Source organism: Paraburkholderia sp. GAS82 (assembly GCF_050436285.1).
In the GTDB taxonomy this organism is placed as follows: Bacteria; Pseudomonadota; Gammaproteobacteria; order Burkholderiales; family Burkholderiaceae; genus Paraburkholderia; species Paraburkholderia phenazinium_B.
Genome location: NZ_JBNDLX010000004.1, coordinates 557246 through 569023 on the forward strand (window position 1 = coordinate 557246; position 11778 = coordinate 569023).

Below are 11778 nucleotides of genomic sequence, written 5' to 3' on the forward strand. Positions count from 1 at the left end.
GGTTTTTCAAGCCACCGCTCAGAACACCGTGTGAATACCCACGCGGAACACGGTCTGGCTATTGCTGCTCGAACCGGGACCGGTATCCGTGATGCCGCTGATTTCCGCCGAAGCGCCTTCATTGGCGATCTGATAGATCGAACTCACGTAGACCGTCGTGCGTTTCGAGAGGATATAGAACAGTGTTGCGCCGACCTGATTGGCGTGATTGTTGTCGAGAAACGTATTGCCTTTCAGGTACATATACTCGCCACTCAACATCCAGGTCGGTGTGAATTGCCAGCGCACCCCCCCTGACATTTCAGCCGCGGCGGCGCTGTTACCCATGTTGTGTACGGTCGTGATCAGTCCGTGCAGCGTGATGTTGTCGAACGTGTACAAAGCGCCCACACCCCAGTTGCGTACGCTCACCTGCGGGCCGCCCGTGACCACATACTTCACATCGGTATAGGCCGCACCGAGCTTCAGATTGCCCACCAGGTAGTCAAGCCCGAAGCTCGATGAATTGCCCGTGCCGACCGACCCCGCCACATTACCGAAGCCATACATGGCGCCGACCGTCAAACCGCCCAACGACGGGCTCAGATACTTGACCGTGTTGGCGATCGCCGTGCCCTCGCTGCGATCCCAGTCGAGTTCGCCGGTGGGATTGTTCGGAATGCCGAGACGCTGGAACGGGCCCGCTGGAAAGCCGAAGAAGAAGCCGCCGTCGTCGGCCGTATCGATACCCGACGCCCACAGCGACATCGCCATGAAGTCGTACTGGCTACCCATCGTGAACGTTCCATAGCGGTCGTCCTGCAAGCCGATATACGACGTCTTCGAGAACAGTTGCTGACCAGGTGTGATGCTGCCCGTGTTGACCGAGAACTGGTCGGTCAACTGAAAGATCGCCCTGAGTCCGCCGCCCAGATCCTCGATACCCTTGATGCCCCACAGGTTCGGCGTGAACACACCGTCATTGGCCTTGACGAGGCCGTGCCCGTGCTCGTTGCTGATATAGCTGACGCCGTTGTCCATCAGGCCAAACAGCGTGACACTACTTTGCGCATACGCGGCACCGGTAAAGGTCAAACCCAGTGCTGCGAAAAGCCCCAACAGTCCTGCTCGCATCCTGCTATCTCCTCGTGTTTTTTTGATGCAACTGCGCCGAACAAACCTGTGTCAGACGGTGTTCGCAAGCTGGCATCCCTACCGCTCGCCACCACCACCCACGCTAGACGCGCGCCGTCCCCGTCGGCCGGCATCGCTCCGCGCCCGCTCGCCGTACGTTCCTTTATACGGAACGTCGTTCCTGTTTGCGAGCGGTGGTATTTGGCAATCTCCATTGATCTGTGTCAAGAAATATTCAGCCAGGGTAAGCCCTGAGAGCGTTTCTAGCGGCCCTTCCATTTTCGAGTCAGAGCCATGTGCCGTGCGGTTGTGGGAGGCCTTTCGTCAATTCGCCAGGCCGCCGTGGAGCGAATATCATTTGGCATGCCGCAACACTTTCGTCTTCGTGAGCAGTCACGTCCGCTACTGGACAGATCCTGTCAAAAACTGCACAATGTTCCCTTATACGGAACGATGTTCCATTCAATAACTTTTGAGGTAAAGTCTATGGCAACGAATGCATCTGAGGCGTCGCGTCCGAAAGAAGCGGCGGTTGAAAGTCCTGCAGAGGGGCGGCTGTCATCGGTCACCGCGGCGGTCCGCGTGCTCAAGGCATTTTCGGAGGAAGAGCCGGAAATCGGTATCAGCACGCTCGCCAAGCGGCTGAAACTCGCCAAGAGCACCGCGCACCGGCTTGCCACGACATTGCTTGCCGAGGGGCTGTTAGAGCAGAACCTGGAGAATGGCCGTTATCGGCTGGGGATCGAACTGTTCGCGCTCGGCGCGCTCGTGCGCCGGCGGCTCACCGTGTCCACCCAGGCGCTGCCGTTCCTTCACGAATTAAGAGAGAAGACCGATGAGACTGTTCACCTCGCCATCCTCGACGGCACCAGCATCATTTATCTGTTCAACCTCGAGAGCAATCAGGCCATCCGGGTGCGGTCATACATCGGGGTGCGCAAGCCCGCTTTCTGCACGTCCGAAGGTCTCGTCCTGCTCGCGCATAGCGCGCCCGACGTGGTCGGCCGGGTCATCAAGGAAGGTCTCGTGGCGCGCACGCTGAACACCAATACGAGTTCGGCCGCCCTGCTCAAGGTGCTCGAACAGGTTCGCGTCGAAGGCTTTTCGATGGACGACGAAGAATCGGAAGCCGGCATGCGCGGCATTGCCGCGCCCGTTCGCGATCTGACCGGACAGGTTGTGGCCGCCATCAGCGTCGGCGGTCCGACTCAACGTCTCACCAAAAAAGCATTGCGCGGATTCACTCCGCTATTGATCAACGCCGCCGAAGGTATCTCGACCCGACTGGGATACCGGCGCCCATAAATCTTGTTTCCTGCCCGGAAGGGGAATAGTGGATCCATGTCTGAACTGACTCATTGCATTACCCTGGAAGGCGGCGACGTCACATTTTCTTGCCCGCCCGACGACACCATTCTCCGATCCGCGCTGCGCGCAGGCATTGCCTTTCCCTACGAATGCAATGTGGGCGCCTGCGGAAACTGCAAGTTCCAGCTCGTCGACGGCGAGCTCCAGCAACGCTGGGCCGAAGCGCCGGCCTGGAGCGACAAGGATCGCGAACGCGGCCGATTCCTGGGCTGCCAGTCGGTGCCTGGCTCCGCCTGCACGATCAAGGTCAGGCCTTCGGCGCTCTACGCGCCCGTGCATCGGCCGCGCCGCGTGGCGGCGACCTTGACGCAAAGCCGGCCCATTACGCACGACATTCACGAATTCCACTTTTCGCTCGACGAACCGCTGCCGTTCGAACCCGGCCAGTACGCGCTGCTGTCGTTGCCCGGCGTGACCGGCGTGCGCGCGTATTCGATGAGCAATGTCGCTGAAGCGCCGGCCTTGACCCTGCAGTTCCAGGTGCGTCGCGTACCGGGCGGAAAAGGTACCGCCGCGCTCTTCGAGGGCTTGCAGCCCGGCATGCGTATCGAGATCGACGGCCCCTATGGCCGCGCCTATCTGCGGCGTGATGCGCAGCGCGACATTGTGTGCATTGCCGGCGGTTCGGGTCTTGCGCCGATGATTTCGATTGCCCGTGGTTTTGCTTTCGACCCCAATCTTCAGGACACCAAACTGCACTTCCTGTATGGCGCCCGCACCAGCAAGGACATCTGCGGCCGCGACATGCTCGAAGTTCTGCCCGGCTTCGGCGAACGAATCCAGTTTCATGCGGTGGTCTCGACGCCCGAACCAGGCGATGCTGACGCTGCTACCAGCTACACCGGCTTCGTGCATGAACTGGCCGACACATTGCTCGGCGACAGCCTTCGCGACATGGAGATCTATTTCGCAGGACCGCCGGCAATGGGCGAGGCCATCCAGCGCATGTTGCTTGCCCGGAAGATTTCCTTCGATCGCGTGCATTTCGATCAGTTTTATTGAACCCACTGCGCAACGGCGACGCGCGCCGTCGGTCGCGCGCGCTGCGCAGGCCTCAGGAGCGACCACGTGTCAAAGCTTAAACTCACCTTCGGCTGCTGGAACTACGACCGCACTCGCGGGCTGATGGACGGATCTGTCCAACCCGACGGCATCGATCTGAACTATCTGAACATGCCGGTCGAAGAGACCTTCTTCCGGATGCTGCGCAACCGTGAATTCGATGCGGCGGAAATGTCGCTGTCGTCGTACACCATGTCGTGCTTCAAGGATCCGCAGCCGTTCATTGCCATCCCGGTGTTTCCCTCGCGCTTTTTCCGGCACTCGTGCATCTATGTCAACGCGAACTCTGGCATCAAGAGTCCTAAGGATCTGATTGGAAAGCGCATCGGCAACCCTGAATACCAGATGACGGCGCCGGTCTGGATTCGTGGCATCCTGTCCGACCATTACGGCGTGCCGGTCGACAGCGTCACCTACTTCACCGGTGGCGAAGAAGAACCGAACCGTTCGGAAAAGCTCAAGCTCGACTTGCCGGACAACATCCGCGTGGAACGGATCGGCCCGGACAAGACCCTGTCGCAAATGCTCTACGACGGCGAAATCGATGCGCTCTACACGGCGCGTATGCCCTCTTCGTACCGGAAGGGCGACGGCAAGGTGACGCGGCTGTTCGAAAATTACGTCGATGTCGAGCGCGAGTACTTCAAGGAAACGGGGCTCTTCCCGATCATGCACACGGTCGTCGTGCGCCGCGAGATTTACGAGGCGAACCGCTGGGTCGCACAATCGCTTTACAAGGCGCTCGTAGAATCGCAACGCCGAACCTACGAAGATCTCAACGAGACTGCTGCGCTAAAGGCAATGCTGCCGTGGCTGAACTCGCACGTCGAGGAAGTCCGCAAAGAGATGGGCGACGACTTCTGGCCGTACGGCTTGCAGAAGAATCGCGCGAATCTGGAAGTGTTCCTGCGCTATTCGTACGAGCAAGGTCTTTCCAGGAAACTCCTGACGCCGGAAGACCTGTTCGCACCCGAGACGTTCGAGTCGTTCAAGATCTAAGATCTGACGCGTATGTAGCAAAACGCGCGGCACGGAGAGAATTCACCGTGCCGCGCGAACATCTGTACTGCTCTTCTGTTCTGCCTAGCGCACGGGCTCCTGAACTCCCGCATCGTCATCAGGTACAGGTGCGTACACCGCGTAGACGTCCCGCCGTTCGGGATAAACGTACGGCCCGAGGCGGCAAATCGACACGATCGATACGGCAGTCAGCCCCACAAAAGCCCACAGCGCGACGTGGTACGAATGCAGCAGGTCGTAGCACAGACCGGTCAGGAAGATCATGATGCCGGCGCCCCATCCCCAGCAGGCCCAGATACCGCCGCAGACGCGCCCAAACAGTCTCAGGTCGAAATAGCGGCTGACGATGAAGGTGATGATATCGGCTTCGGCACCGATGCTCACGCCGATCAAACCAGCCGCTACCATCGCCGAAGTCCCCGTAGCGCCGTTCGCCAGAATCAGCACACCGATCATGGTGATCGAGAACGACACCGCAGCCACATACGGCGCGTGCACGCGGTCCATCAGATACCCGGCCAGCAAACGCCCGACCGCGGACGACAGGCCGGCGATCGATAGCATGCTGGTTGCGACACGGATCGTCGCGCCGCGGTCCATCATCATCGGCACCAGTTGCGATAGCAGCGCGAGCATCACCCCCGACATGCAGAAGATGGCCAGGCCCAGCTGACGAAAACTGCGGCTCGTCCGCGCGATCTGCGAAAGCTTCGGCAGGTCCGCATTGTTCTTTCGGGTGCGCGGCGTGAGCTGCGAATCACGGGGCATCTTCACGAGAAAGTACAGCGCGGGTAGAGAGAACGCGGCAACCGCAACCGCGACGCCGAGATAGCCGACACGCCAGCCGAAATTTCGCAGCAGATAGCCTGCGTACTGCGGCATCAGCGCGCCGCCCACTGCAGTGCCGCCGACCGTCAAGCCGAGCGCAAGACCGCGATGACGGTCAAAGCGGGCACACACGACCTTTGCGTACGGCAACGCATTGCTGCCGGGCGCAAAAAATCCGACCAGCACGAACGCGAGGCAGAACAGCGGCACCGATGGCGGCATCACACTGACGAGCGCGATCGAAAGTGCGAACAACGTCAGGAACAGCAGCGTGGGTTTGCGCACACCCCAGCGGTCGACCAGCGAGCCGAGCACGATCGTGCCCGGCCCCATCGCGAATTCGAAAATGGTCAGGCCGAGCGATACCTCCGATCGTCCCCAGTGATTCTGTGCGGCGATGGCACGGATGAAGGTGCCAAACATGAATGCCGAGATCACCCCGGCGCCCACCGAGAGGCAGATGGCGCCGCCTACGACGGTCCACCATCGATTCAATTCTTTACTGTTCAAGTCTCACTCCACAATTATTCGCCGACGCCCAGTGCGTCCAGCAAATCGTCGAGATAGCCGGTGTCGTTCACCAGCATCATCGTCGTACACAAAGGCCGCAACGTGTCCGAAGTCCGCGAGTCTGTCGACGCGGTACCGGGACGCCGGCGGATCAGCCCTGAGATCGTGACAGACCGGCCGCGGTAAGCACGCGCGGCCAGCACACCTGCAGCCGGATCATCCCCTTCGTCGCCGACGATGAGGACAAGGTCCACGGGGTCCGCCCACTGCGCGAGGCGTTCGGCCGCTGTCGAGCCGGAGCCGGAGCCGGAGCCGGAGCCGGAGCCGGAGCCGGAGCCAGGCTCGGCGAACGCATGAAGCTCCGCCGGCCCCGAGACTCGCACATGCGCCGACGGCGCCCGCGAGCGGCACAAGGCCATCTCCGGGTCTGCCCCGTTCAGGAAGATTACCCGAGCCGTGCGGGGCGACGCATTCGCTGCCCGTATCCGGAAGCGCGCTTCCGGCCAGCCGGAGGAAGAGGATCGCGCCTGAGCGCGCCTGGATTCGGATTCGCCTGTTTGCATCAGTGGACGTTTTTGCCGTTTGTCCGGTATCAGACCGTGGTATGGGACTTGCCCGGTTCGGCGCGCAGCGCGTCTTTCGCGCCTTCCTTGAACGGAACATCGCGCGCGAGCACCGTGGCAACCGAACGGATGCTCTGCGCCGCGGCGTCGCGGCCCGGCGGCAATTGCCCTTGCTCGGCCAGTGCACGGGCGGCTTTCATCAAGCGGTTGCGAACCATGATGATGCCGTTGTCGGTCGACACGAGGTTTTCTCGCGTGCGGTCCTGGATCGCCCCCATGCTTTCCTGCAGCGACGCATCCTGCATGCCGATGCCTTCCACACCACTGTATGTATGACCCGCCTTTTGCGCCGCGCGGTCCATCAGGTAATCGTTGTCCTTGTTCTGCAGCGGACGATAGGTACCCGGCACGTATTTGACGTGAATGCCGTGGCCTTCCTTCATTGCCTGGATTTCCCCCTGCGTCAGGTCGCGTGTAGGGTGGTAATCGAAGCTCCAGGCCCAGCAATGCTCGTCGTCGATCGGCACCCAGAAATGCCCGTGCACCGGATGGTCGCCGCGCGGCGGCACCAGTGTGAAGCAGGGCATCACCCACGGCGTGATGCGCCAGTAGTACTGCTCGTTCTCCGCATTGCGGCGCGCACCGATGAAAAGGCCACCCTCTGTGTCGACCACTTCGAACACCGGGCTCAGGTCGCTGAGGTTGTACTGATTACCTTTTGCCCCTTTAAACAAGGGGTCGTGATGCAGGCTGGCGCTGTGCAGAAACGAGACGTGGCTCGAGTCGACGCCGCCTTCGAGCGCCTGCAGCCAGTTGGTTTCCTGAAAGCGCTTGGTAATGAAGCTGCGACCGAGCGGCAACGTCGCAAACTCGAATTCCGGCGGGGGCGGCTGATCTTCCGGCGGACCCATATACACCCAGACAATGCCGCCGCGCTCGATCAGCGGATACGACTTGAGTTTGATGCGGTTGCAAAAGCCGCTTTCAGCAGGCTCCGAAGGCACCTCCATACACTGGCCGTTCACGTCGTACTTCCAGCCGTGGTAGGGACAGCGAATGCCGCCCTCTTCGTTGCGCCCAAACCAGAGTGATACGCCACGGTGCGCGCAGAACTCGTCGATCAGGCCGAGACGTCCCTCGGAATCGCGAAACGCCAGCATCCGCTCCGACAGCAACTGCAGTTTGACCGGCGCCCCACCCGCTTCCGCAACTTCCTCGGCCAGCAGCGCCGGCAACCAGTAACGGCGGAACAACTCGCCCATCGGCGTGCCATTACCCGTTTGCGTCAGCAGATCGTTTTGTTCTTTCCTCAACATGTTTTGCCCTTGCGTTCTTGATAGCAATTCTTCCGTCCGGCGCCGTGCCAGTAGGACCTCAAAATTTCACTTGTTCCATATGTAAGAACAGTGTTCTTTTCAATAGAACAAAGTTATCATCCGCTCGAATCCTTTGTCAAACGGAGATTTCCGATGCCGCAGTCGTGTACCCGCATGGGGCTTTGTAAAATTTCAGATGTCAGTTCCGGGAAGGCCATCAAGATCGAGAAGCAAGGTCTGACGCTCGCCGTGTTCAATGTCGCCGGTGACTATCTGGTCACGGACGACGCCTGTACACATGGCCCAGGTTCACTGTCGGAGGGGTGTATCGATGGGGAAGTCGTGGAATGCGACTTCCACAATGGCGCCTTCAATATCCGCACGGGTGAAGTAGTGGCGCCGCCATGCATGATCCCGCTAAAGACGTACAAGACCTATGTGGAAAACGACGAGGTCGGAATCGAACTGGTGGAGTCCGAGTAAATGAGCCGCCCCAAAATTGCCATCGCACTAGGCGACCCCGCCGGGATTGGCCCGGAAATCGCGCTCAAAGCGGCGCTTGACCCACGCGTTCTGGAAATCTGCGAACCGATCCTCGTGGGCGATGCTCAGGCACTCGCCTATCACGCGAAGGCCAGCCAGATCGATGCTCACATTCATTCGGTTCAGTCGGCGAAGCAGCCGGCGATTACCGGTCCCGCAGATGTCACGCTCATGGCGCTCGACCACTTCTCGGCCGAACCGCTGCGTGTCGGCAAGATCGCGGCGGCGCATGGACGCTCGGCTATCGAGTCGGCACGCGTTGCCATCGAAGCGGCCATGGCGGGCGACGTTCGCGCCGTGGTCGCCTGCCCGCAGACCGAGTACGCCATCAAGGAGGCGGGCATCGAGTTCGACGGTTATCCGTCGTTTGTCGCGCGTTGCACGGGCACGCCCGTCGACGATGCCTATCTGATGTTGTGCTTCGATTCCACGCGCATCGTGCATACGACGCTGCACGTGAGTCTGCGCCACGCCCTGGATCTGATTACCGAAGCACGTGTCCTGAGCGTGATCACGGCGACGCATGCGGTGCTCGCGCGCCACGGCAAGCCCGTGCGGATCGCTGTCGCGGGTCTTAATCCGCACGCCAGCGAAAGCGGCATGTTTGGCGACGATGAGGCTCGCATCATCGAGCCCGCGCTGAAAGCGGCACGCGAGCGCGGCATCGATGTCGACGGTCCATTCGGCGCCGATACGATGTTCAAGAAGTCCGGCTACGACGCGTTCATCGTGATGTACCACGATCAAGGGCATATCGCCGCCAAGCTGCTGGCTACCAACCGGACGGCAGGCATGACGATCGGCACGCCCATCCTGTTTTCCTCTGTGGCGCACGGTAGCGCGCTGGATATCGCCGGCCTCAATCAGGCAAGCCCGGAAGCCGTCGTAGAAGCGGTACATCGCCTCGTGCACGCCTCGCCGGATCAGGTCTGAGCGTTGGGTACGAGACCGGCTTGATTGTCGTGACGGCGCGCGCAAGACGCCGCTAACAAAAAGAAGTTCCTTTCCACAGGTCGCTGTGCAGGAGACACCCATGAGCCGCCTGAGCCTGAATGCGAAACTATGGTCGGTCCTCGTCATCATGTGGATCGGGCTACTGTTGCTAGCCTGCTCCACGGCGTGGGAATCGCGCCAGAGGATGCTCGACGATCGCAAGAGCGCCATCGAGAACATCGTTGAAGCAGCAACCGGTGTAGTCGACGATCTCGCCGCTCAGGCGGCGACGCATGCAATCAGTGAGGATGAGGCAAAGAAGCAGGCGCTGGCCCGCCTGCAGTCGATGCGTTACGGCAAGGACGGATTCGTGATGGTCACCGACTCGCATCCCGTCGTGCTCATGCACCCCACCCTGCCTGATTTACGCAACAAGGATGTCAGCGCGTTCAAGGGACCAAACGGCACGCTGGTCTTCGTCAATATGGTGCAGACGGCGCAGGCGCATGGGCAAGGCTACGTCGAGTATCTGGGGCGTATCCAGAAGGCCTCAGGCTACGTCGCCGCAAATAAGCTCACCTTTGTCAAACGGTTCAAACCATGGGACTGGTATATCGAATCGGGTCTCTATCTGAACGACATCGACGACCTGTTTCATGCCATGTTGCTGCAATACCTGCTGATCGTTCTCACGATTGGCGCGCTGGTCTCGGCGGCGATGCTGCTCATCAGCCGTAACGTGCGGCGCAGCCTGGGTGGCGAGCCGTCCTACGCCGCTGAAATCGCCAACCGGATTGCCAATAACGATCTGACCGCGGTAGTCGATACCACGCCGGGTGACCGCTCGAGCATGCTGTTTTCAATGAAGCTCATGCAGGACCACCTCACGCGAACCATCGGCACGATTAAAAATTCTGCCGACTCGATTGCCACTGCCTCGCAGCAGATAGCGGCAGGCAACCTCGACCTCTCGCAGCGGACCGAAGAACAGGCCGCGTCGCTCCAGGAAACTGCCACGAGTATGGAAGAACTGACGAGCACGGTTCATCACAACACGGAAAACGCCCTGCAAGCGAGCGCGCTGGCCAATAGCGCCTCTGATACCGCGCAGCGTGGCGGGGCAGTCGTGGGACGCGTCGTCGAGACGATGCACGGGATCTCCAGCAGTTCCGCCAGAGTGGCCGACATTATCAACGTCATCGAAGGCATCGCGTTCCAGACCAACATACTCGCGCTCAACGCGGCGGTCGAGGCAGCGCGAGCCGGCGAGCAAGGCCGCGGCTTCGCCGTGGTTGCCAGCGAGGTACGCAATCTCGCGCAACGCAGCGCGACCGCCGCCAAGGAAATCAAGGCGCTTATCGGCGAGTCAGTGGATCGGGTACAAGCCGGCGCCAGGCTGGTCGAAGAGGCCGGCAATACGATCGAAGAAATCGTCCATGCCGTGAAGCGCGTGACCGAGATCATGAGCGCAATCTCGTCGGCATCGCAAGAACAGAGCACTGGCATCGAGCAGGTCAACCGGGCGGTCACGCAAATGGACCAGGTAACCCAGCAGAACGCTGCGCTCGTCGAAGAGGCCTCGGCGGCGGCGCAGTCGATGGCCGATCAGGCTCAGGAACTGCGTCACGCTGTGGCGGGCTTCAAGGTCGGCAATCTCGACCCGGCGCGTACTACCGGCGCCGGAACCGCGCACCTGGCATCCCCACTGCCCTCGTTTGGGCCATCCTGACCCCATCAAATCCCCCGTTAAGCGGGCGTCGCGCTGCGATTTCACATGATCCGGCAACGCGTCTAAAAACACTCCCATATTTACCAACCGGTTAATAAGGCGCAGAATAGCGCATGAAATTGGGGTTTATATCAGGAGACGGCAGATGGAATTGTCCGGCAACCAGTTGATGGCGGCGCCGAGAAGCGCCGTATGGGAAGCGCTTCTCGACCCGGCGGTCCTGCAGCGCTGCATCCCCGGATGCGAGGACGTCGCCCGGGTTTCGGATGAAGAAACGCACGTGCGGATTCTGGTCAAGCTGGGTCCGGTGCGCGCCAGGTTTACCGGCAAGATGTTCATGTCCGAGGTCGATCCGGCCAGGCATTGCAAGCTTTCGTTCGAAGGCGTGGGCGGTGGCGCGGGGTCGGCCAAGGGCTCTTCGAACGTCGAGTTGTCGGATGAGGCCGGTGGCACGCGGCTGACCTACTCGGTGGCGGCCTCCGTCGGCGGGAAGCTGGGACAGATCGGCGGGCGGCTGATCGATTCGTCCGCGAAAAAAATGGCCGACGAGTTCTTCGCCGGCCTGCAACGGCAACTCAGCGGAGGCGTGATTGCCGATGATGCCCCGCTTGTCGCCGAAGCCACGGCTGGCCCGACGAACGCGCCCCCCTCGCCGGAACGCCGGCCCAACACCTCGCCGTCGTCGCTATGGCCTGAAGGGCGATTCGCGCCCGAACTGGCGCGGGCCGGATGGTTTGCGCTCGGTGTGCTCACAACGCTTCTCCTGACGCATCTTGCGTAAAGGCAGACTCGC

11 protein-coding genes are annotated in these 11778 nt (G+C 60.9%); 7 read left to right on the plus strand and 4 right to left on the minus strand.

Annotated elements, in window-relative coordinates:
* Positions 1-18: 18 nt before the first annotated feature.
* The gene (locus P3T17_RS15845; RefSeq protein ID WP_429407756.1) at positions 19-1113 is read right to left on the minus strand and encodes a porin; all 1095 of its coding nucleotides are present in this window, start codon (positions 1111-1113) and stop codon (positions 19-21) included.
* Between the two features lie 486 nt (positions 1114-1599).
* On the opposite strand from P3T17_RS15845, the gene P3T17_RS15850 reads away from it, so the two are divergent.
* The 3 genes from P3T17_RS15850 (at position 1600) to P3T17_RS15860 (ending at position 4542) form a co-directional block, all read left to right on the plus strand.
* Entirely contained in the window at positions 1600-2418 is an 819-nt protein-coding gene (locus P3T17_RS15850; protein WP_074265169.1) for an IclR family transcriptional regulator, read from the plus strand.
* Positions 2419-2454: 36 nt separating this feature from the next.
* Positions 2455-3483: a 2Fe-2S iron-sulfur cluster-binding protein gene (locus P3T17_RS15855; RefSeq protein WP_429407757.1), complete on the plus strand. Its 1029-nt coding sequence runs from the start codon at positions 2455-2457 to the stop codon at positions 3481-3483.
* 66 nt (positions 3484-3549) lie between these two features.
* Positions 3550-4542: a 4,5-dihydroxyphthalate decarboxylase gene (locus P3T17_RS15860; RefSeq protein ID WP_074265171.1), complete on the plus strand. Its 993-nt coding sequence runs from the start codon at positions 3550-3552 to the stop codon at positions 4540-4542.
* A gap of 84 nt (positions 4543-4626) precedes the next feature.
* Here P3T17_RS15860 and P3T17_RS15865 read toward each other — a convergent pair whose 3' ends face one another.
* The 3 genes from P3T17_RS15865 to P3T17_RS15875 all read right to left on the minus strand — a co-directional run bounded on the left by P3T17_RS15865 (position 4627) and on the right by P3T17_RS15875 (position 7780).
* Positions 4627-5901: an MFS transporter gene (locus P3T17_RS15865; protein WP_429407759.1), complete on the minus strand. Its 1275-nt coding sequence runs from the start codon at positions 5899-5901 to the stop codon at positions 4627-4629.
* A 14-nt stretch (positions 5902-5915) separates the two neighbouring features.
* Entirely contained in the window at positions 5916-6314 is a 399-nt protein-coding gene (locus tag P3T17_RS15870) for a hypothetical protein (protein WP_429407761.1), read from the minus strand.
* A gap of 179 nt (positions 6315-6493) precedes the next feature.
* Entirely contained in the window at positions 6494-7780 is a 1287-nt protein-coding gene (locus P3T17_RS15875) for an aromatic ring-hydroxylating dioxygenase subunit alpha (RefSeq protein ID WP_074265172.1), read from the minus strand.
* 153 nt (positions 7781-7933) lie between these two features.
* Here P3T17_RS15875 and P3T17_RS15880 point away from each other — a divergent pair, with 153 nt between their 5' ends.
* From P3T17_RS15880 to P3T17_RS15895, 4 genes are all read left to right on the plus strand, one after another.
* Complete coding sequence (locus P3T17_RS15880) at positions 7934-8263, plus strand: non-heme iron oxygenase ferredoxin subunit (protein ID WP_429407762.1); 330 nt, start codon at positions 7934-7936, stop codon at positions 8261-8263.
* Entirely contained in the window at positions 8264-9256 is a 993-nt protein-coding gene (locus tag P3T17_RS15885) for a PdxA family dehydrogenase (protein WP_429407764.1), read from the plus strand.
* A gap of 100 nt (positions 9257-9356) precedes the next feature.
* Complete coding sequence (locus tag P3T17_RS15890) at positions 9357-10985, plus strand: methyl-accepting chemotaxis protein (protein ID WP_429407766.1); 1629 nt, start codon at positions 9357-9359, stop codon at positions 10983-10985.
* A 145-nt stretch (positions 10986-11130) separates the two neighbouring features.
* Positions 11131-11766: a CoxG family protein gene (locus P3T17_RS15895; RefSeq protein ID WP_429407768.1), complete on the plus strand. Its 636-nt coding sequence runs from the start codon at positions 11131-11133 to the stop codon at positions 11764-11766.
* Positions 11767-11778: the final 12 nt, after the last annotated feature.

Bases quoted from the DNA above. Each gene is read 5' to 3' on its own strand.
- P3T17_RS15845 (WP_429407756.1), bottom strand. From the start codon at position 1,113: ATGCGAGCAGGACTGTTGGGGCTTTTCGCAGCACTGGGTTTGACCTTT.
- P3T17_RS15850 (WP_074265169.1), top strand. From the start codon at position 1,600: ATGGCAACGAATGCATCTGAGGCGTCGCGTCCGAAAGAAGCGGCGGTT.
- P3T17_RS15855 (WP_429407757.1), top strand. From the start codon at position 2,455: ATGTCTGAACTGACTCATTGCATTACCCTGGAAGGCGGCGACGTCACA.
- P3T17_RS15875 (WP_074265172.1), bottom strand. From the start codon at position 7,780: ATGTTGAGGAAAGAACAAAACGATCTGCTGACGCAAACGGGTAATGGC.
- P3T17_RS15880 (WP_429407762.1), top strand. From the start codon at position 7,934: ATGCCGCAGTCGTGTACCCGCATGGGGCTTTGTAAAATTTCAGATGTC.
- P3T17_RS15885 (WP_429407764.1), top strand. From the start codon at position 8,264: ATGAGCCGCCCCAAAATTGCCATCGCACTAGGCGACCCCGCCGGGATT.
- P3T17_RS15890 (WP_429407766.1), top strand. From the start codon at position 9,357: ATGAGCCGCCTGAGCCTGAATGCGAAACTATGGTCGGTCCTCGTCATC.
- P3T17_RS15895 (WP_429407768.1), top strand. From the start codon at position 11,131: ATGGAATTGTCCGGCAACCAGTTGATGGCGGCGCCGAGAAGCGCCGTA.